The 19,936-nt window shown below is 72.1% G+C and carries 19 protein-coding genes, 3 tRNA genes and 1 pseudogene; 9 read left to right on the plus strand and 14 right to left on the minus strand.

Translation table 11 applies throughout. From position 1 onward, the window contains the following. Positions 1-217: 217 nt before the first annotated feature. Positions 218-1,444 (plus strand): pyridoxal phosphate-dependent aminotransferase, encoded by a 1,227-nt coding sequence (locus tag AB852_RS27500; RefSeq protein WP_073793080.1) that lies wholly within the window; start codon positions 218-220, stop codon positions 1,442-1,444. A 139-nt stretch (positions 1,445-1,583) separates the two neighbouring features. Next, a complete protein-coding gene (locus AB852_RS27505; RefSeq protein ID WP_073792908.1) occupies positions 1,584-2,603 on the plus strand; it encodes an adenosine deaminase in 1,020 nt (339 codons plus the stop codon). 543 nt (positions 2,604-3,146) lie between these two features. On the opposite strand, the gene AB852_RS27510 is transcribed toward AB852_RS27505, so the two are convergent. Further along, positions 3,147-3,776 carry a TetR/AcrR family transcriptional regulator gene (locus AB852_RS27510; RefSeq protein ID WP_073792909.1) on the minus strand — a complete coding sequence of 210 codons (630 nt, stop codon included), beginning with the start codon at positions 3,774-3,776 and terminating at the stop codon, positions 3,147-3,149. A gap of 87 nt (positions 3,777-3,863) precedes the next feature. Between AB852_RS27510 and AB852_RS27515 the strand changes: the two genes are divergently transcribed. Continuing rightward, positions 3,864-4,496, plus strand: coding sequence for an NAD(P)-dependent oxidoreductase (locus AB852_RS27515; protein WP_073792910.1), 633 nt, complete (start codon positions 3,864-3,866; stop codon positions 4,494-4,496). Between the two features lie 12 nt (positions 4,497-4,508). Here the strand turns inward: AB852_RS27515 and AB852_RS27520 are convergent, their stop codons facing one another. After that, the gene (locus tag AB852_RS27520; RefSeq protein ID WP_245876947.1) at positions 4,509-6,737 is read right to left on the minus strand and encodes a DUF6596 domain-containing protein; all 2,229 of its coding nucleotides are present in this window, start codon (positions 6,735-6,737) and stop codon (positions 4,509-4,511) included. Positions 6,738-6,750: 13 nt separating this feature from the next. Continuing rightward, the gene (locus AB852_RS27530; protein ID WP_073792911.1) at positions 6,751-7,074 is read right to left on the minus strand and encodes a YciI family protein; all 324 of its coding nucleotides are present in this window, start codon (positions 7,072-7,074) and stop codon (positions 6,751-6,753) included. Positions 7,075-7,274: 200 nt separating this feature from the next. Between AB852_RS27530 and AB852_RS27535 the strand changes: the two genes are divergently transcribed. Further along, a complete protein-coding gene (locus tag AB852_RS27535) occupies positions 7,275-7,985 on the plus strand; it encodes a DUF998 domain-containing protein (RefSeq protein WP_073792912.1) in 711 nt (236 codons plus the stop codon). Between the two features lie 257 nt (positions 7,986-8,242). Here the strand turns inward: AB852_RS27535 and AB852_RS27545 are convergent, their stop codons facing one another. The 6 genes from AB852_RS27545 to AB852_RS27570 all read right to left on the minus strand — a co-directional run bounded on the left by AB852_RS27545 (position 8,243) and on the right by AB852_RS27570 (position 11,530). Then, complete coding sequence (locus AB852_RS27545; RefSeq protein WP_073792913.1) at positions 8,243-9,298, minus strand: UDP-N-acetylmuramate dehydrogenase; 1,056 nt, start codon at positions 9,296-9,298, stop codon at positions 8,243-8,245. A gap of 746 nt (positions 9,299-10,044) precedes the next feature. Continuing rightward, positions 10,045-10,482, minus strand: a complete 438-nt coding sequence (locus tag AB852_RS27550) for a MaoC family dehydratase (protein ID WP_073792914.1) — start codon at positions 10,480-10,482, stop codon at positions 10,045-10,047. A gap of 2 nt (positions 10,483-10,484) precedes the next feature. After that, a complete protein-coding gene (locus tag AB852_RS27555; RefSeq protein ID WP_073792915.1) occupies positions 10,485-10,937 on the minus strand; it encodes a MaoC family dehydratase N-terminal domain-containing protein in 453 nt (150 codons plus the stop codon). A gap of 138 nt (positions 10,938-11,075) precedes the next feature. Next, on the minus strand, positions 11,076-11,240 hold the full coding sequence (rpmG, locus tag AB852_RS27560; RefSeq protein WP_003948671.1) for a 50S ribosomal protein L33: 165 nt from the start codon (positions 11,238-11,240) through the stop codon (positions 11,076-11,078). A 95-nt stretch (positions 11,241-11,335) separates the two neighbouring features. Then, a tRNA-Met gene (locus AB852_RS27565) sits at positions 11,336-11,408 on the minus strand. A 49-nt stretch (positions 11,409-11,457) separates the two neighbouring features. Further along, positions 11,458-11,530, minus strand: a tRNA-Thr gene (locus tag AB852_RS27570). A gap of 337 nt (positions 11,531-11,867) precedes the next feature. On the opposite strand from AB852_RS27570, the gene AB852_RS27575 reads away from it, so the two are divergent. Both AB852_RS27575 and AB852_RS27580 read left to right on the plus strand, forming a co-directional pair. Beyond that, complete coding sequence (locus tag AB852_RS27575; RefSeq protein WP_073792916.1) at positions 11,868-13,142, plus strand: amidohydrolase family protein; 1,275 nt, start codon at positions 11,868-11,870, stop codon at positions 13,140-13,142. 741 nt (positions 13,143-13,883) lie between these two features. Continuing rightward, positions 13,884-14,540 carry an NAD(P)H-binding protein gene (locus tag AB852_RS27580; RefSeq protein ID WP_073793081.1) on the plus strand — a complete coding sequence of 219 codons (657 nt, stop codon included), beginning with the start codon at positions 13,884-13,886 and terminating at the stop codon, positions 14,538-14,540. A 28-nt stretch (positions 14,541-14,568) separates the two neighbouring features. Here the strand turns inward: AB852_RS27580 and AB852_RS27585 are convergent, their stop codons facing one another. After that, a complete protein-coding gene (locus AB852_RS27585; protein ID WP_073792917.1) occupies positions 14,569-14,781 on the minus strand; it encodes a hypothetical protein in 213 nt (70 codons plus the stop codon). Positions 14,782-15,177: 396 nt separating this feature from the next. On the opposite strand from AB852_RS27585, the pseudogene AB852_RS27590 reads away from it, so the two are divergent. Continuing rightward, positions 15,178-15,836: pseudogene (locus AB852_RS27590) on the plus strand (DUF4360 domain-containing protein). Between the two features lie 219 nt (positions 15,837-16,055). Beyond that, entirely contained in the window at positions 16,056-16,697 is a 642-nt protein-coding gene (locus tag AB852_RS27595) for a DUF4360 domain-containing protein (protein ID WP_073792918.1), read from the plus strand. A gap of 144 nt (positions 16,698-16,841) precedes the next feature. Here AB852_RS27595 and AB852_RS27600 read toward each other — a convergent pair. Then, a tRNA-Tyr gene (locus tag AB852_RS27600) sits at positions 16,842-16,923 on the minus strand. A 188-nt stretch (positions 16,924-17,111) separates the two neighbouring features. Between AB852_RS27600 and AB852_RS27605 the strand changes: the two genes are divergently transcribed. Then, the gene (locus tag AB852_RS27605; protein WP_073792919.1) at positions 17,112-17,600 is read left to right on the plus strand and encodes a YajQ family cyclic di-GMP-binding protein; all 489 of its coding nucleotides are present in this window, start codon (positions 17,112-17,114) and stop codon (positions 17,598-17,600) included. Between the two features lie 164 nt (positions 17,601-17,764). On the opposite strand, the gene AB852_RS27610 is transcribed toward AB852_RS27605, so the two are convergent. The 3 genes from AB852_RS27610 to htpX are packed head-to-tail and all read right to left on the minus strand — an operon-like array spanning position 17,765 to position 19,663. Beyond that, complete coding sequence (locus tag AB852_RS27610) at positions 17,765-18,352, minus strand: SMI1/KNR4 family protein (RefSeq protein WP_073792920.1); 588 nt, start codon at positions 18,350-18,352, stop codon at positions 17,765-17,767. 55 nt (positions 18,353-18,407) lie between these two features. After that, entirely contained in the window at positions 18,408-18,803 is a 396-nt protein-coding gene (locus tag AB852_RS27615; RefSeq protein ID WP_073792921.1) for a YccF domain-containing protein, read from the minus strand. After that, positions 18,800-19,663 carry a zinc metalloprotease HtpX gene (gene htpX / locus AB852_RS27620; protein ID WP_073792922.1) on the minus strand — a complete coding sequence of 288 codons (864 nt, stop codon included), beginning with the start codon at positions 19,661-19,663 and terminating at the stop codon, positions 18,800-18,802. Before htpX ends, AB852_RS27615 begins: the two co-directional genes overlap by 4 nt. Positions 19,664-19,936 lie beyond the last annotated feature (273 nt).

Genomic DNA, 19,936 nt, shown 5'->3' on the forward strand with positions numbered 1-19,936 from the left:
CCCCAACGTACCGCATCCACCCGACTCCGCGGAGTGGGTGCGACGGACGCGTCCGCTGATGGCCAACGAGGAATGAGTGTACGTGTTCCGGGGGCTGCCGTCGAACAGATCGCGTCCGGACGGGCGATGGCTGCGCCTTCATCCCGGGGCTGTGCCCGGTGACCGCACTGTGAAACCCGTGTGTCCTGCTCCTTTCGGGTCTGAAAGCATGGGCTCCATGAGCGCTGCAACCTCTCCGACCGAGCGCCGGGTCTCCGCCCGAGTCGGCGCGATCTCCGAATCCGCCACTCTCGCCGTGGACGCCAAGGCCAAGGCACTGAAGGCCGCCGGGCGTCCGGTGATCGGCTTCGGCGCCGGTGAACCCGACTTCCCGACCCCGGACTACATCGTTCAAGCCGCCATCGAGGCGTGCAAGAACCCGAAGTTCCACCGCTACACCCCGGCAGGCGGTCTGCCGGAGCTGAAGGCGGCCATCGCCGCGAAGACGCTCCGCGACTCCGGCTACGAGGTCGAGGCGTCGCAGGTCCTGGTGACCAACGGCGGCAAGCAGGCCATCTACGAGGCGTTCGCCGCGATCCTCGACCCGGGCGACGAGGTCATCGTCCCGGCGCCCTACTGGACGACGTACCCCGAGTCGATCCGGCTCGCGGGCGGTGTCCCGGTGGACGTCGTCACCGACGAGACCAGCGGCTACCGCGTGAGCGTGGAGCAGCTGGAGGCCGCCCGTACCGAGAAGACGAAGGTGCTGCTGTTCGTCTCCCCCTCCAACCCGACCGGGGCCGTCTACAGCGCCGAGGACACCGAGGCGATCGGCCGCTGGGCCGTCGAGCACGGGCTGTGGGTGCTCACCGACGAGATCTACGAGCACCTGGTCTACGGCGACACCGCCTTCACCTCGCTCCCGGCGGTCCTGCCCGAGCTGCGGGACAAGTGCATCGTCGTCAACGGGGTGGCGAAGACGTACGCCATGACCGGCTGGCGGGTCGGCTGGATGATCGGCCCGAAGGACGTCGTCAAGGCCGCGACCAACCTCCAGTCGCACGCCACGTCCAATGTCTCCAACGTCGCCCAGGCCGCCGCGCTGGCGGCCGTCTCCGGTGATCTGGAGGCCGTGTCCGCGATGCGTGAGGCGTTCGACCGGCGCCGGCGGACCATCGTGCGGATGCTGAACGAGATCGACGGTGTCGTCTGCCCCGAGCCGGAGGGCGCGTTCTACGTGTACCCGTCGGTGAAGGCGCTGCTCGGCAAGGAGATCCGGGGCAAGCGGCCGAGCAGCAGTGTGGAGCTGGCCGCGCTGATCCTCGACGAGGTCGAGGTCGCGGTGGTGCCCGGCGAGGCGTTCGGTACGCCCGGCTATCTGCGGCTGTCGTACGCGCTCGGCGACGAGGACCTCGCGGAGGGCGTGGCCCGTATCCAGAAGCTCCTCGCGGAGGCGACGGACTGACCGACCCTGCGGACCGCCGCGTGCGGTACGCCACAGAGGCGGGTTCCCACCCTGGTGGGGGCCCGCTTCTTCGTTCGGGCAAGGACCCGAACGGGGAAAGCCGGTACCGGGCGCCCTCCGGGTGCGGCAAGATCCTGGGATGGAGCACGTTCGAGACCTCGGCGCACTGCCGAAGGCGCATCTGCATCTGCACTTCACGGGTTCGATGCGGCCCGGCACGCTGCTGGAGCTGGCCGACAAGTACGGGGTGCATCTGCCCGCCGCGCTGACCGGCGGTGAGCCGCCGGACCTGCGGGCCACCGACGAACGCGGCTGGTTCCGCTTCCAGCGGCTGTACGACATGGCCCGGTCCTGTCTGCGGGAGCCGGAGGACATCCAGCGGCTGGTGCGCGAGGCCGCGGAGGAGGACATCCGGGACGGGTCCGGGTGGCTGGAGATCCAGGTGGATCCGACCTCGTACGCGCCGCGGCTCGGCGGGCTGATCCCCGCGCTGGAGATCATCCTGGACGCGGTGGAGACGGCGTCCCGGGACACCGGGCTGGGGATACGGGTACTGGTCGCGGCGAACCGGATGAAGCATCCGCTGGACGCGCGGACCCTGGCGCGGCTCGCGGTGCGGTACACCGACCGGGGGGTCGTCGGGTTCGGGCTGTCCAACGACGAGCGGCGCGGGATGGCCCGCGACTTCGACCGGGCGTTCGCGATCGCGCGGGACGGCGGGCTGCTGTCGGCCCCGCACGGCGGTGAACTGACGGGACCCGCGTCGGTACGGGACTGCCTGGACGATCTGCACGCGGACCGGGTCGGGCACGGGGTGCGGGCCGCGGAGGACCCGCGGCTGCTGAAGCGGCTGGCGGACCGGCAGGTGACGTGCGAGGTGTGTCCGACGTCGAACGTCGCGCTGGGCGTCTACGACAAGCAGGAGGACGTGCCCCTGCGGAAGCTGTTCGACGCGGGGGTGCCGTTGGCGCTCGGGGCGGACGATCCGCTGCTGTTCGGGGCGCGGCTGAACGAGCAGTACGTGATCGCGCGGGACGTGCACGGGTTCTCCGATCCGGAGCTGGCGGAGCTGGCACGGCAGTCCGTACGGGCGTCCGCCGCGCCGCCGGGTACGAAGGAGTCCCTCCTCGCGGACATCGACACCTGGCTCACGTCCTGAGCCCCGGTGGAGCCCCGGCTGCGCCCCCCGGTTCCGGTTCCCGTACTCCCCGCGTACCCCGGGGTCTCCCCACCTGACCGCACTTGTCCCGGTGCGGGTCGTCCGTGGGTGCGCAGTTCCCCGCGCCCCTGGATGCTGCCCCCTTGCGGTCGCTCTCCGGGTGCGGGTCGGCCCTCGTTTTTGCGCAGTTCCCCGCGCCCCTGAGGTTCCACACCTGGACGTACGTGTTCCCGTGCGGGCCGGGCGTGGGTGCGCAGTTCCCCGCGCCCCTTCGGGGGCGCCCCCTGAGGTTGTCTTTCACCCCTCTCCTCGCGGACTCGCTCGGCTGCGGGAGGGGGTGGGCGGGAATCTCTGCCCGCAGACTCCGATGCTCTTCAGTCCGGCAAGGGAACGTCGTACCGAGCGCGTTGGAGCGAGGACGGAGAATCCCGACCGGCACCGACCCGAAGACCGGCGGAAGGCGCCCCAAAGGGGCGCGGGGAACTGCGCACCCCATGGACGACCTGTGCGGGAACAAGTGCGTCCAGCCGGACAGACCTCGGGCTAGCCGGGTGTGGGGGCGAGTCCGGTGAGGACGGTGCGGGCGGCGGTTCGGGCGAAGGTGTCGAGCGACTGGGGTGAGGCCCCGGACTCCGTCGCGTCGTACGCGAAGGCCCGCTGACAGCACGCCCCCATCAGCAGCGCCGCCGCGGTGTACGGGTCCGCGTCGGCCCGCACCCGCCCACCCCGCTGCTCGGCCAGCAGATACGCGGCGAGCCCGTCGATCGGGAGATGCGGCCCCGCCCCGACCTCCCGCAACGCGCTCTCGTGCCGCCGCTTCAGGTGGGTCTCCGCGTACAGCGACGCCGCGATCGGGAAGCTCTGCTCGTAGAACAGCGCGGCGGTCCGCACGATCCCGGTGAGGTTGTCCTCGACGCTGCCCACGCCCGGCTCCCGCGCCAGCTCCGCCATCAGCGGTCCGAGCCGGGGCAGCCGCTCCGCGAGGACGGCCACGAAGAGGTCTTCCTTGCCCGTGAAGTGCTTGTACAGCGCCGCCTCCGAGCAGTCCGCCGCCCGGGCGATCTCCTTGGTGGTGGTCCGGGCCATCCCGACACCCAGCATCAGCTCGTGTGCCGCGTCGAGGATGCGGGTCCTGGCCGGGGGCCGGGCGGGGGTATCTGCGGCTGCGGACATCGGGACCTCCCGGACCGGACTTGACGGGTGAGTGAATGCTTACCCACCCTAGGGGGTGAGTGAACACTTACCCCCTAGGAGGGTGTCATGCGCATCACGGTGTTCGGGGCGACCGGCGGCGTCGGCCGGGAACTGGTGGGGCAGGGACTGGCGGCGGGCCACGAGGTCACCGCGGTGGTACGGGACCCGGCACGGCTGACGGTGACGGGCGACGCCCTCCGGGTCGTCCGCGCCGATCTCACCGTCCCCGGTGAAGTGCGGTCGGCCGTCGCGGGGCAGGACGCCGTGCTCTCCGCGCTCGGCCCGCGCACCCGCAAGGACGCGGGGATCACCGCACCGCTGACCGCGGCGGTCCTCGCCGCGATGGCGGACGAGGGCGTACGGCGGCTGCTCGTGGTGAGCGCCACCCCGCTGGGCACTCCCCCGCCCGGTGAGCCGCGGCTCGACCGGATGATGAAGGCGGTGGTGGACCGGGTGTTCAAGGCCAACTACGACGATCTCCGGGAGATGGAGAAGGCGCTCGCGGCGAGCGGCGCCGACTGGACCGCCGTACGGCCCCCGCGGCTGCTGGACGGCCCGGTGACGGGTGCGTACCGCAGGGCGGTCGGCGGGAATCCGCCCTCCGCGCGGGCGATCCGGCGCGCGGACGTGGCCCATGCCATGCTGGCGGCGATCACCGACCCGGAGACGGTCCGCCGGCCGGTGGGGATCGCCGATTGAGTGCGGCGGGGATCAGTCCCGGCGGGTTCTGAGCCGGGAGAGGGTCCAGCCCGTGCCCGCCGGGTCGAGGGGCCTGGTCGTCCGCTTGAAGAGGTGTTCGGCGCGTTCGTAGGAGAGCCGGGCCAGGCCCGTCACGGGGTCGAGGTCCGCTCCGGCCGCGCGGCGGGCGGGGCCCGGTCTGCGGTCGGTGAGGAACAGCGGGCCCCGGGTGCGGCCCTTGAGGTGGGCGGGGAGCAGCAGGGCGGTGCCCGCGCGCCAGCTCACCCAGGTGTCGCCGCTGCGGGCGCGGCGGTCGTCCAGGTCCAGCCGCTCGACGTCGAGGGCGAGCACCCGTTTCACCGGGGCCCCGGATTCGTGCAGCAGCCGCCACAGGAGCCGTTCGCGCGGCGGGACCCCGGGAAGGGCCCACAGGGCTTCGAGTCCGGCCGGGTCGAGCGACGGGGTGCGGGACGCGGTGGGGGTGCGGCGGGTCAGGCCCGCGGCGGGGTCGTCGTCGAGACCGGTCCAGGCGGCGAAGGAGCGCAGGGCGGAGCGGTGCCGGTTCCAGGTCGCCGGGCTCGCGTCGCCCCAGGCGGTGGTGAAGACGCGTTCGGCCCGCTCGGCGGTGAGTTCGGTGAGCGGCAGCCGGTCGCCGAGCGCGAGCCGCAGTCTGCGCAGTGTCTGGTGGTAGGAGCGGACGGTCGCGGGGTCGAGGTCGTCGCGGGCCAGGAACTCCTCGGCGGCCCGGCCGAGTGCGCGCGGGTCGGGCGGTGCGGGGGGCCCGGGGTGGGCGGCGGTCCAGGAGACGGCGGCGGCGAGGGCGTCGGCGCGGCGCAGGAGGAACGCCCGCTCGGCGGTGTTGCGGGTGAGGGAGGCGGCCCGTTCGAACTCGCGCCGGGCCTCGGTGTGCCGTCCGAGCCGGGACAGCAGGTCGCCGCGGACGCCGGGCAGCAGGTGGTAGTCCTTCAGCCGGGGGTCGGCGTCCAGTTCGTCGACGAGGGCGAGTCCGGCCTCCGGTCCGCGGGCGAAGCCGACGGCGACGGCCCGGTTGAGCCGCACCACGGGTGTCGGCAGCAGCCTGACCAGCGCTTCGTACAGGGCGGCGATCCCGGCCCAGTCGGTGTCCCCGGCGGTCCGGGCCTGGGCGTGGGTGACGGCGATCGCGGCCTGGAGGACGTACGGGCCGGGGGTGCGGCCGAGGTCCCGGGCGCGGAGCATCGACGCGAAGCCGCGGCGGATCAGCAGCGGGTCCCAGCGGCCCCGCTGCTGTTCGTGGAGCGGTACCGGTTCGCCGGTGGGGCCGGTACGGGCGGCCGACCGGGACTCCTGGATCTCCAGGAGGGCGGCCAGTCCGTGTGCCTCGGGTTCGTCGGGTGCGAGGGCGGCGAGCAGCCGGGCGAGCCGGAGTGCTTCGAGGGTGAGGCCGGGGCGCAGCAGGTCGTCGCCGGTGGTGGCCGAGTAGCCCTCGTTGAAGATGAGGTAGATCACCTCCAGGACGGAGGAGAGCCGGGCGGCGAGTTCGTCGCCCTGGGGCAGTTCGAAGGGCACCCGGCGTTCGGCGAGGGTGCGTTTGGCGTCCGCGATCCGGCGGGCGGTCACGGTCCCGGTGACGAGGAACGCCCGCCCGATCTCCTCGGCGGTGAGCCCGCCGAGGAGACGCAGGGTGAGCGCGACCCGTTCCTCGGTGGGCAGCACGGGGTGGCAGGACAGGAACATCAGCCGCAGGACGTTGTCGTCGTCCCGGGCGTCGGTCTCCGGGCCTGTTGCGTGGCCTGTTGCGTGGCCCGTTTCGTGGCTTGTTCCGGGGTGGGTTCCCTGGTCGGTCTCCGGGTCGGTCCCGGGGGTGGCTCTGAGGTCGTTGCGGGGGTCGGGGCCGGGGGCGTCGTACGGGTCGGAGGCGTCGTACGGGTTGGTTTCGTCGTACGGGTCGGGGGCTTCGAACCGGGCGGTGCGGAGCTGTTCCCGCTGGTCGTGGGCGAGGAGTTCCTGTCCGCGGGCGGCGCGCTGCTCGCGGCGGAGATGGTCGACGGCCCGGCGTTTGGCGACGGCCATCAGCCAGGCGCCCGGGTTGTCCGGGACGCCTGACCGTGGCCACTGTTCGAGCGCCGACACGAGCGCGTCCTGGGCGAGTTCCTCGGCCAGGCCGATGTCCCGGGTCATCCGCGCCAGACCGGCGATGATCCGCGCGGACTCCAGCTTCCAGACCGCGTCGACCGCGCCGGCCGGGTCGGGATTGGACGGGACGCCGTCGTCCGTGTTCATCGGCGGGCGGCCGTCACTGGCCGAAGACCTGCTGGATCACGCTCTCGCCGTCGCCGACGATCCGGCGGAAGCGGCGGCCCAGCTCCACGGCCTCCTCCTTGGTGCGGACCTCCACCAGCGCGAAGCCGGCCACCGCTTCCTTGGCCTCGGTGAAGGGGCCGTCCGTCACGGTGATCTCGTCGCCGGACGAGACGAGGCGGATGCCCTCGGGGGCGAGGCCGCCGGTCGCCAGCAGGGCACCGGAGGCGGTGAGCTCCTCGACGAACGCCGCCATCTCCTGGAACAGCTTCTCGTCGGGGACGGAGGAGGACGCCTTGGTGGTCATCAGGTAGCGCATGAGGATCTCTCTTCTCTGCTTGCCCCGGAGTCTGTTCCGGTTGCTCTGCCCACACGTCGTTCCGTCGATGTGACAGGGAATGGCGGCGTTCCCTGTCACATTAGCGTTCGACGTGTCAGCGAGCCCACCCCGACGGCAGGCTCACCGGAACCCGGTCCACCGACCGGCGGCCCGGGTCCGAGAACCGAGAAGGGCACGTCATGACCGCCACGCACATCCCCTCCGCCTCCACCGGCTCCGTTTCCTCCGCGTCCGGCCCGTCCGCCCCGGCCCGCCGGTACGCCGGTGCTTCCGTCGCCCGGCGGCTGCTGGTGGCGGGGGCGGTGTCCGCGCCGCTGTGGGCGGTCTCCGCCCTGACCCAGGCCGCTACCCGGGACGGCTTCGACATCACCCGTCATCCGCTGAGCGTGCTGAGCAACGGCTCGCTCGGCTGGCTCCAGATCACGACGTTCGTCGTCGTGGGAGTGCTCGCCATGGCGGGTGCGCTGGGGATGCGCCGGGCGCTGCGGGGAACGCCCGGCGGGGTATGGGTGCCCCGGCTGCTGCTGGTCAACGGGATCGCCATGATCGCGGCGGGTGTGTTCGTCATGGACCCGGCCGACGGATTCCCGGCCGGCACCCCGGAGGGAACGCCCGCGTCGCTGTCCGGGGCGAGCATCGGGCACATGGCCGCCGGGTCGGTCGCGTTCTTCTCGCTGATCGCGGCGAACTACGTCCTGGTGCGGCACTTCCGCCGGGCCGGCCGGTCCGCCGAGGCCGTGCTGTCGCTGGTCGCGGGGACGGCGCTGCTGCTCGGCAACGGCTGGGCGATGGCGGGCGGCACGGCCGGGACGCTGACGCTGGCGGTCGGGGCGCTCACCGCGATGCTGTGGGTGTCGGCGGTCGCGGCGAGGGCGTCGCGCGGCGTGTGAGGACGGGGCGGGGGCCTGGGGCCCCGGGGGCGCGGGGGCGCGGGGGCGCGGGGGCGCGGGGGGCGCGGGGGGCGCGGGGGGCGCGGGGGGCGCGGGGGGCGCGGGGGGCGCGGGGGGCGCCGGGCGGTCCTCCTGGGCTCCGGCCCGGGGCGGGAGGGCTTTCGGCGGGGTGTGTGGCGGGGGGCGGGTCCTGTTCGGGGCCCGCCCCCCGGCTTGTCCGCCTGCTGTTCGGGCTGCCCTGGCTGTTCTGGCGGGTTCTACAGTTCGACGCCGACCATGACGGGTTCGTTGACGAGGGTGACGCCGAACGCGTCCCGGACCCCGGTGACCACCTCGCGGGCCAGGGTCAGCAGGTCCTCGGTGGTCGCCGCGCCCCGGTTGGTGAGGGCGAGGGTGTGCTTGCCGGAGATACGGGCGGCCCCCGTGCCGTAGCCCTTGGTGAACCCGGCGCGGTCGATCAGCCAGGCGGCGGACGTCTTCGTCCGGCCCTCGCCCGCCGGGTACGCGGGCGGGACGGCGTCCGGACCGAGCCGGGCGGCGGCGCGCTCACGGAACGCGGCGAACTCCGGTTCGGTGAGGATCGGGTTGGTGAAGAACGATCCGGCGGACCAGGTGTCGTGGTCCTCGGGGTCGAGGACCATGCCCTTGCCCGCGCGGAGCTTCAGCACGGTGTCGCGGGCGCGGTCCAGGGGCACCCGGTCCCCCACCTCCACGCCGAGGACCCGGGCGGTCTCGGCGTACCGGACGGGCGCGGACAGGCCGTCCGCGTCCTCCAGCGCGAAGCGGACACGCAGGACGACGTACCGCTCGGGGTCGGCCTTGAACCGGCTGTGCCGGTAGGAGAAGGCGCACGCGGCGTTGTCGAGGACGACGGTCCCGCGGGCCCGGCGGTCGTACGCGACGACCTCGGTGACCGTCGTGGAGACCTCCTGGCCGTACGCGCCGACGTTCTGGATCGGGGTCGCGCCTGCGGAGCCGGGGATGCCGGCGAGGCATTCGATCCCGGCGAGGCCCGCGGCGGCGACCCGGGCGACGGCGTCCGTCCAGACCTCGCCCGCGGCGAGTTCCAGCCGGTCGCCGTCCAGGGCGAAGCCGGTGGTCGCGATCCGGACGGCGGTACCGGCGAAGCCCTTGTCCCCGATCACCAGGTTGCTGCCGCCGCCGATGAGCAGCAGGGGGGTGCCGGAGTCGTCGGCGGCGCGGACGGCTGCGATGAGCTCCGCGTCGGTGGTCGCGGTGATCAGCCGGTCGGCGGGGCCGCCGAGGCGGAACGTGGTCAGCGGGGCCAGGGGGGTGTCGTGGAGTTCGGGCACGGTTCCCAGCGTACGGTCCGCACCTGGGCGCCCTTGGCAGGGGCACCGGCCTGTGGCCCTGCCTTGCTTGCCCCCGCCTGGGTTTCCTGTGCTGGGCGCGCTTGATTCTGTGCCGTCGCTCGGTGGTTTTGCGGTTCCCCGCGGGTCGCCTTCGCTTGCGCTTCTGAGGTCTGTCCGGGTGGGCGTACTTCGGTCCTGTGCCGTCGCTCGTCGTTTTCGCGCAGTTCCCCGCGCCCCTTTGGGGCGCATCCGGTCGGTTCTTCGGGTCGGTGCCGGTCGGGATTCTCCGTCCTCGATCCGACACGCTCGGTACGACGTTCCGTGACTCGACTGAAGAGCATCGGAGTCTGCGGGCAGAGATTCCCGCCCACCCCCTCCCGCAGCCGTGCGAGTCCGCGAGGAGGGTGGTTTGAACCCCGACCCCGGGCTGATGACAGCCGCAGCCTGACCACACCCGCAGCTTGAGAACAGCCCCAGGTGGGCGCCCCTTCAGGGGCGCGGGGAACTGCGCGAAAACGAGGGCCAACCCGCACCCGAAGAGCGACCGCAAGAGGGCAGCATCCAGGGGCGCGGGGAACTGCGCACCCACGAACGACCCGCACAGGGACAAGTACGCCCACCCGGACAGACCCGGGAAGCGCGAGCGAAGGCGACCCGCGGGGAACTGCGCACCCCACGTCCGCCCCGCACAGGAACAAGTACGGCCAGCCGGACGGACCTGGGAAGCGCGAGCGAAGGCGGGTCGTTCAGGTGAGGCGGACGACTGCGCGGGACATGCCGAGGACCTTCTGGCCGGCGGAGGTGGCCGTGAGGTCGACGCGGACCAGGTGGTCGTCCAGCTTGACGGCGACCTTCGCGGTCACCTCGATCGTGGCGCCCTTGTCGTCGTCGGGGACCACGACCGGCCTGGTGAAGCGGACGCCGTACTCGACGACGGCAGCGGGGTCGCCGGTCCAGTCGGTGACCACCCGGATCGCCTCGGCCATGGTGAACATGCCGTGCGCGATGACATCGGCGAGGCCGACACTCTTCGCGAAGCGCTCGTTCCAGTGGATCGGGTTGAAGTCGCCCGACGCGCCCGCGTAGCGGACGAGGGTGTCGCGGGTCACCCGGAAGGCCGCCGCGGGCAGTTCCGTACCGACCTCGACGTCGTCGTAGGCGGGTGCCTTGGTGCTGTTCGTCATGGTCACGCCTCCTGGGCCGCGCGGGACACGAGCTTCGTCCAGGCGGTGACGACATGCTCGCCGGCCGCGTCATGGACCTCGCCACGGATGTCCAGGATGTCATTGCCCGCGAGGGACTTGACGCCCTCGATGGTGCTGGTGACCGAGAGCCGGTCCCCGGCCCGTACCGGGCGCTTGTACGCGAACTTCTGGTCGCCGTGCACGACCCGGCTGTAGTCGAGGCCGAGCTGCGGGTCCTGGATGACCTGCTCCGCGGCCTTGAAGGTGATCGCGAAGACGAAGGTCGGCGGGGCGATCACATCGGCGTGCCCGAGGGCCCTGGCGGCCGCCGGGTCGAGATACGCGGGGTTGGGGTCCCCGACCGCTTCGGCGAACTCCCGGATCTTCTCCCGGCCCACTTCGTACGGCTCGGTGGGCGGGTAACTCCGGCCGACGAAGGACTGGTCGAGCGCCATGAGCCCGGCACCTCCTGGTTTCCCGTGCGGTACGCGCCGATGATCACCGCGGAGCCGCACTTGTCAGATTTCTGGTGGGCACAACGCCGCGAGGCCGCCCCCAGCGAGTGGGGACGGCCTCGCGAACGAGCCTTGGTGTTATCGCGTTTCGCGATGCGCGGTGTGCGCATTGCAACGCGGGCAGTGCTTCTTCATCTCCAGTCGATCCGGGTTGTTACGCCGGTTCTTCTTGGTGATGTAGTTCCGCTCCTTGCACTCCACGCAGGCCAGCGTGATCTTCGGGCGGACGTCGGTGGCAGCCACGTGAGTGCTCCTTGACGAACGGATTGAGACGAAATGAACTAACGCATGAAAGAGTAGCCGATCGAAGGACCGACCCCGCAATCGGCTACTTACAGTAGCGGTGACCGGACTTGAACCGGTGACACAGCGATTATGAGCCGCTTGCTCTACCGACTGAGCTACACCGCTGAGATGTGCTGCGGGGCCTCACCCGAGGGAGAGGAACCTCACACACCAGAGCCCCAAAACGGAATCGAACCGTTGACCTTCTCCTTACCATGGAGACGCTCTACCGACTGAGCTATTGGGGCGAGCGATGAAGACATTACACGCTCGCCCACCGTTCGCCCAAATCCGTTTCACGCAGTGCGGCGAGGGGGATAGAAGGCCCTTTCCCCCAGGCCCTGCCGCGCCTCACGCGGCCCGCCCGTACCGCGCCCGGCCGCCCCGTTCCAGCTCCCGGAACCGGGTGCCCGCGCGACGCCCGCCGGGACGGGTGCGCAGGTCGGCGGCCCGGTCCGGGGAACGGGGACCCTGGCGCGCACCACAAGCAGTACGACTATTTCGCTCCTCCGTGAAGCGGCCCGGCCCTCGTCCTAGGCTCGACTCACGCTGTGTGATCAGGCAAGCCGAGCACCCAGGAGCGCGATGTCCGACAGCCAGCCGCAGCAGCCGTCGTCCGGTTCCCACCGGCCCTCCGGCGGCGACGACGGCAAGGCGGCCGACAGCGCGGGACTGCTGCTGTGCGGCGCCCGCCTCGTGGACGGCAGGACCGTGGACGTACGGCTCGGCGGGGGCCGTATCGAGGCGGTGGGCACGACCGGCAGCCTGACCACCGGCGCCACCCGGGTCGATCTCGGCGGCTATCTGCTGCTCCCCGCGCCCGCGGAGCCCCACGCGCACAGCGACACCGCCCTGTCCGCGGACACGGACGGACCCGAGTCGTACGACGTGCAGGACATCCAGCGGCGGGCCACCGAGGCCGCGTTGCTCCAGCTCGGGCACGGGGCGACGGCGCTGCGCGCGCATGTGCGGATCGGGGACGTGCCGGGGCTCGGGGCGCTGGAGGCGGTGCTCCAGGCGCGGCGGTCGCTGCGGGGGCTCGCCGATCTGTCGGTGGTGGCGATGCCCCGGCTGCTGACCGGCGCCGCGGGCGCGGACGGGCTCGCCGGGCTGCGGGACGCGGTGAAGATGGGCGCGTCGGTGGTGGGCGGCTGCCCCGACCTCGACCCCGATCCGACGGGATACGTGGAAGCCGTGCTCGAACTGGCCGCGGAGCACGGTTGCGCGGTCGATCTGCACACCGACGGTGACGATCCGGCGCGGCTCGCGCGGCTGGCCGCGATGGCGGGCGGGCTGCGGCCCGGGGTGAGCGTCGGCCCCTGCGGCGGGCTGGCGCGGCTGCCCGAGCAGGCCGCGGGGCGGGTTGCGGACCGGCTCGCGGCGGCCGGGGTCACCGTGGTGTGTCTGCCGCAGGGGCGCTGCGGGGGCGCGCAGCGCGGGGAGACGGCGCCGGTGCGGTTGCTGCGGGCGGCGGGGGTGCGGGTGGCGGCGGGCAGCGGGGCGCTGCGGGACGTGGGGAACCCGGTGGGGCGGGGTGATCCGCTGGAGGCCGCGTATCTGCTGGCGTCGCGGCACGGGTTGCGGCCGGAGGAGGCGTACGACGCGGTGTGCTCGGCGGCGCGGGGGGCGATGGGGTTGCCGCGGGTGCGGGTGGAGGCGGGGTTTCCGGCGGAGTTGCTCGCGGTGCGGGGGGAGCGGTTGGCGGGGGTGCTGTCGTTGGCCTACAGCCGGATCGTGGTCCACCGGGGGCGGGTGGTGGCTCGGACCAGTGCGGTGCGGGAGTACTGCGACTCGGCTGCCGCCGTGGCGCTCGACCTCCCCCGCCAGGCCCGTACCGGGGACGCGCCACCACCACCCTGAGGTCCGGCCCCCGCCCCTCGCCCGCTGGGTTTCGTGTGCCTGGCGGACTCCGTTCCTGTGCCGTCGCTCGTGGGGTGCGCAGTTCCCCGCGCCCCTTTGGGGCGCATCCGGCCGGTTCTTCGGGTCGGTGCCGGTCGGGATTCTCCGTCCTCGATCCGACACGCTCGGTACGACGTGACCTTGCCCGACTGAAGAGCATCGGAGTCTGCGAGCAGAGATTCCCGCCCACCCCCTCCCGCAGCAGCGCGAGTGCAGGGGGAGGAGGGTTGAACCCCGACCCCGGTTGATGCAGCCCGCAGCCGGATCGCCAGCCCCAGTTGGGCGCCCCAAAGGGGCGCGGGGAACTGCGCGAGCAACCAAGGACCATCCGCACCCGAACGGGAACCGCAAGGGGCGCCCCCAAAGGGGCGCGGGGAACTGCGCGAAGACGAGGGCCAACCCGCACCCGAAGAGCGACCGCAAGAGGGCAGCATCCAGGGGCGCGGGGAACTGCGCACCCACGGACGGCCCGCGCAGGGACAAGTACGACCAGGTGGGAAACCCCAGGGCGCGAGCAAAGGCGACCTGCGGGGAACTGCGCACCCCACGAGCGGCGGCACGGGAACGGAGTGCGTCCAGCACAGGAGACCCAGGGCGCGCGGGAGGCGGCCCGGACAGGGACAGGTACGCCCAGGAGTGAAACCCGGAGGCGCGAGCGAAGGCGACCTGCGGGAGGCCGGGCCGGAGGCGTACCGTCGGGGTATGCGTACTGTCATCGCTGGAGGACACGGTCGGATCGCGCTGCGGCTGGAGCGTCTGCTCGCCGCCCGGGGGGACGAGGTCGCGGGCCTCGTCCGGCACCCCGGACAGGGCGACGACCTCCGTGCGGCCGGCGCCGAACCCCTCGTCTGCGACCTGGAGTCGGCACCCGTCGAGGAGGTCGCCGCACACCTGGCCGGCGCCGACGCCGCGGTCTTCGCCGCGGGCGCGGGCCCGGGCAGCGGAGCCGGCCGCAAGGACACCGTCGACCGCGCGGCGGCGGTCCTGTTCGCGGACGCCGCCGAGCGGGCCGGAGTACGCCGTTTCCTGGTCGTCTCGTCGATGGGCGCGGACCCCGGGCACCGGGGCGACGAGGTGTTCGACGTGTACCTGCGGGCGAAGGGCGCGGCGGACACCGATGTACTGGCCCGCGCGGGCCTGGACGTGACCGTGCTGCGCCCGGGCGCGCTCACGGACGACCCCGGCACCGGACGGGTGCGCCTGGAGGCGTCCACGGGCCGCGGCGGCGTCTCCCGTGACGATGTGGCCGCCGTACTGGCGGAGTTGCTGGACACTCCGGCGACCGCTGGGCTGACGCTGGAGCTCGTCGCGGGGCCGACACCGGTCGCCGTCGCCGTGAAGGCCGTGGCGGGCAACTGACCGACGGCCCGTACCGGCCCGCGCGGGGTCAGAAGAGCGGGAGCTGACCGGGGAAGTCCGGGAGCACGTACCCGTCCAGATGGGGCTGGGTCGCACCGAGTTGGGCCTGTCTGCGCGAGCCGGGACACGACAGCAGGGAACCGGCGCCCCGCGCCCCGGGCGGGTCATGGCGCGCGAAGCGACCGGCCACGACGGCGATTTCGCGGCGGCACTCGGGGCAGACTCTGCGGCGCGAGGACATACCCCCAGTGTGCCCCGGACCACTGACAACTCCGCCGGGCCGCCCCGTCCCCCGTGCGGGTGACACGCTACGGGCGGCTGCGCACTTCGGCCGGATTCCGCCCTTGCACCGGCCCCGGCGAACCGCACACACATTCACGTACGCGCAGCTCACGACCGTAGCCCTGAACCATGTTCAGCAGTTGACGCGTACACGCCTAAACGTTCTCTCACGTCCCTCATCGCCCTCCCATGCGCGCCGGGCATGCTGCGAGCCGCGGTGCCTGGCGGGACCGGGCCCGTTCGAGACCCGGCGGCCGCCCCCGCGTCCAGCGCGCGGAACGCCGCGATCCACCCCCCACCCGCATGGTGGCGCCCTGCCGCGCCGTCATGGGGCATGGCATTGGACAGGAGAAACATGGTTCGTGCACTGCTCGCATCCGGCGCGGCGGTCGCCGCGCTGCTCGCGGCGGCGATGCCCGCGCAGGGCGCAGGCTCCTCCGTATCGACCATCAAGGCTCCCCGGACAAGATCGTGATCGAGGTCGCGACCGTCAACGGCTCCGGCTGTCCCACGGGGACCGCGGCGATCGCCGTGTCCCCCGACAACACGGCCTTCACCGTGACGTACAGCGACTATCTCGCCAAGGCGGGCGGCCCCTCGCTGCCGACCGACTTCCGCAAGAACTGCCAGCTCAACCTGATCGTGCATGTCCCGAACGGGTTCACGTACGCGGTCATGGGCGTCGACTACCGCGGCTTCGCGTCGCTGGAGCGGGGCGCGTCCGGGGTCGAGAAGGCGTCGTACTACTTCCAGGGCTCCCCCGCCACCGCGTCCCGCAGCCATACCTTCAGCGGCCCGCTGGTCGACGACTGGCAGGCCACCGACACCACCGAGTGGGCCAACCTCGTGTGGGCGCCGTGCGGGGTCAAGCGCAACCTCAACATCAACACGGAGCTGCGCGTCAACGCCGGGACCTCGGACCGGACGAAGACCAGCTTCATGACGATGGACTCCACGGACGGCAGCCTCGACACCGTCTACCACCTGGCATGGCAGCGGTGCCCCACGCCGTGAGCACCGGGAGCACCGGGACTCCGTCAGGGGCCGCCCCGGGACGCGGCGGCCACTGACGGACGACCGGAGCACCTGGGTGCCGACGGGTTTCCCGCGCCACCCGCACGTGCTCAAGGGCAGACCGGCCGCCCGCCTCCCGCGGGCGGCCACCCCGACCCCACCGCCCCCGGCATCCCGCCGGTGCTCAGGCGGACCGATGTAACACGGACAGGAGAACCCATGGCTCGCGGACTGCTCGTCTCCAGCGCGGTCGCCGCACTTCTCGCGGCGGTCGTCCCGGCGCAGAGCGCAGGCGCTTCCAGCGCCGCGCCCCCGGACAAGGTCACCGTCGACGTGGTGACCGTCAACGGCTCCGGCTGCCGCGCCGGAACGGCCGCTGTCGCCACCTCGCCGGACAACACGGCGTTCACCGTGACGTACAGCGACTACCTCGCCACCGCGGGCGGCGCCTCGTCGCCGACCGCCTTCCGGAAGAGCTGTCAGCTCAGCCTGCTCGTGAACGTCCCGCACGGCTTCACGTACGCCATCACCAGCGCCGACTACCGCGGCTTCGCGTCGCTCCAGCCGGGCGTCACGGCGGTCGAGAAGGCGTCGTACTACTTCCAGGGCTCGTCCAGCACCAACTCCCGGACCCACACGTTCACGGGTCCGATGTCGGAGGACTGGCAGGCCACCGACACCACCGACTGGGCGCAGCTCGTCTGGGCCCCCTGCGGTGCGCAGCGCAGCGTCAACACGGAGCTCCGGGTGCAGCTCGGCGCGTCCGACCGCTCGAAGACCAGCTTCATGACGATGGACTCCACCGACGGCAGCGTCAACACGGTCTACCACCTGGCATGGAAGCAGTGCCCGGCCGCCTGACCGGGTGACCCGGGGGGCGGCCGTTCGGGCCGTCCGTCGGCCCGTCGGCCGTCGGTACGGCTCGCGGCGGGGTCATGACCGGGTCCTGGAAAACAAGTAACCCCCTTCCGACGCGTCTCCGCGTCGGAAGGGGGTTACTCGATGTGGCGGCGCCAGGATTCGAACCTGGGAAGGCTGAGCCGGCAGATTTACAGTCTGCTCCCTTTGGCCGCTCGGGCACACCGCCTGGGATGTCGCTGAGGAGCTGATCTTGCGGTCCGCTCCCTGGCAACGACGTAAACGATACCCGATGCCCGGGGGTGCTCCGCCACTCGATTGAGCGGCACCCGACGCGGGGGCGGTGGCTAGGCTTTACGGATGCGGTCCGCGTTCCACGGCCGCCTCTACGCACCCCGATACAAGGAGCCACAGGACATGGCCGACTCCAGTTTCGACATCGTCTCGAAGGTCGAGCGGCAGGAGGTCGACAACGCCCTCAACCAGGCCGCCAAGGAGATCTCGCAGCGCTACGACTTCCGCAACGTCGGGGCGTCGATCGCCTGGTCCGGCGACAAGATCCTGATGCAGGCCAATTCCGAGGACCGGGTGAACGCCGTCCTCGATGTCTTCCAGACCAAGCTGGTCAAGCGCGGGATCTCCCTGAAGTCGCTCGACCTCGGCGAGCCGCAGCTGTCCGGCAAGGAGTACAAGCTCTCCGCCTCGATCCAGGAGGGCATCTCCCAGGAGAACGCGAAGAAGGTCGCGAAGCTCATCCGTGACGAGGGCCCCAAGGGCATCAAGGCGCAGGTCCAGGGCGAAGAGCTGCGGGTCAGCTCGAAGAGCCGGGACGACCTCCAGACCGTCATCGCCCTGCTGAAGGGCCAGGAGTTCGACTTCGCGATCCAGTTCGTGAACTACCGGTAGGCGGGGCGGCGGTCCGGAGGTCCTTGATCGGCGGGCCTCGTGCAGCGCCTGCCGGGTGGCGGGCGCCGCGCTGAGGTGGGCGACTACGGACTGGGCCGTGGGGCCGCGTAGCTCGGTGGTCGAGCCGGTGGTCCCCCGGGGCCGGGTCGGTGGTCCCCGGGGGCTCAGGGGCCCGCTGCGGGCTTCCCAGGGGTCGGTACGGTAGCTGCCGGGGACCTGACGCGGTGGGCGTAGTCCGGCCAGGCGGGGAGGTCCATGTCGCTCTCGTCCCCGTCGTACCAGCCGGTGCCGTCCAGCCAGTCCTGGAGCCAGCGGGCGAGGCTCGGGCTGTCGGAGAACCAGGCGTACTCCGGGTTGCCGCCGTTCGGCTCGTAGAGGAGGACGGGGGCGGCCTCGTCGGTGCAGTCGACGCAGGCGTACATGCCGCAGCCCCAGTGGGCGATCTGGAGTACCCCGGCGGGCCAGGGCCACTCGGGGTCGGCCCGCGCGGCGAGGTACTGGCCCACCGCAGGGGGCTCGCCTCCGGCGGAGCCCTCCAGCAGGGGCAGCAGACCGTACTCCGGGCCGAATCCCCCGTCGGCCACCCGGGTGTACAGGGCGGCCAGCAGGGGTGGCAGGGCGAAGCCGAGGGCTTCCTCCGCGCGCGCGAGCGTCCCCGGGTCGGCCGGGGCGGGCGGGGCGCTCCAGCCCCAGGGGGGATCGGTGCGCGCCCTGTCTGCGAGACGGGTCAGCAAGTCCTCGGTGTCGGGCATGACTTCATGCTGCCATCCGCCACTGACAACGCGGACGCGCCGGGTCCCGGGCGGGTCACCAGCGGCCGGCGAAGGGCTGGTCGGTGCTGACGATCTCCTTGCCGAGCGGCATCAGGGAAACCGGGATCAGCTTGAAGTTGGCGAGGCCCAGCGGGATGCCGATGATCGTGACGCACTGGATGACGCCCGTGACGATATGGGCCAGGGCCAGCCACCAGCCCGCGAGGATCAGCCACAGGACGTTGCCCACGAAGGACGCGGCGCCCGAGGTGGGCCGCTCGACCACGGTCTGGCCGAAGGGCCACAGGGCGTAGAAGCCGATCCGCCACGACGCCAGGGCGAAGGGGATGCCGATGATCGTGATGAACAGCAGCACACCGGCGAACATATAGCCGAGGAACAGCCAGAAGCCGCTGAATATGAGCCAGATGATGTTGAGGATTGTCTTCACTGATGTCGACCTGCCATCTGTTCGAGCCGGGCGATGCGCTCGGCCATCGGCGGATGTGTGGAGAACATCTTGGAGAGGCCCCGGCCCGGCCGGAACGGGTTGGCGATCATCATATGACTCGCCGTCTCGATCCTGGGCTCGGGCGGCAGGGGCAGCTGCTTGGTGCCCGCGTCCAGCTTCCGCAGGGCGCTGGCGAGTGCCAGGGGGTCCCCGGTGAGCTGGGCGCCGGAGGCGTCGGCCTCGTACTCGCGGGAGCGGCTGATCGACAGCTGGATGACCGACGCTGCCAGCGGGCCGAGCAGCATGATCAGCAGCATGCCGAAGATGCCGGGGCCGTCGTCGTTGTCGGAGCGGCCGAACGGGATCAGCCAGGCGAAGTTGACGAGGAACATGATCACGGAGGCGAGGGCGCCGGCGACCGAGGAGATGAGGATGTCGCGGTTGTAGACATGGCTCAGCTCATGCCCGATGACGCCGCGCAGCTCGCGTTCGTCGAGCAGCCGGAGGATGCCTTCCGTGCAGCAGACGGCGGCGTTGCGCGGGTTGCGGCCCGTCGCGAACGCGTTCGGCGCCTCGGTGGGTGAGATGTAGAGCCGGGGCATCGGCTGACGGGCCTGGGTGGAGAGCTCGCGCACCATGCGGTACAGCGCCGGGGCCTCGAACTCGCTGACCGGGCGGGCCCGCATCGCGCGCAGGGCCAGCTTGTCGCTGTTCCAGTACGCGTACGCGTTGGTGCCCAGGGCCACGACGACGGCGACGATCAGGCCCGTACGCCCGAAGAGACTGCCGATGACGATGATGAGCGCCGACAGTCCTCCGAGAAGAACGGCGGTCTTCAGCCCGTTGTGCCGGCGGTGCACAGTCAGCCCTCCTGGTGGTGCGGCAGGGGAACCCTCTGCTCCTTGGTGCTCCGCAGCGGTGGTGCCGCTGCCGGTACTTCTTCCTACGGTCCAGTGGACCCTCCCGTACTGGTCAACGCCAGGCGGGCGGGACTAGTTCCCTTGTGCTCGCGCCCGCCGGGGTCGGCCGACCGGGTGACCCCGGCCCGGCGGCGGGTGCGGCCGGGGGGAGGGAAGCGCCGTCCCGCACTGTGGCTTCTTTAACTTTTGGCGATGTCAAATTTCTTTGACATC

The organism is Streptomyces uncialis, from assembly GCF_001905345.1.
Lineage (GTDB): Bacteria > Actinomycetota > Actinomycetes > Streptomycetales > Streptomycetaceae > Streptomyces > Streptomyces uncialis.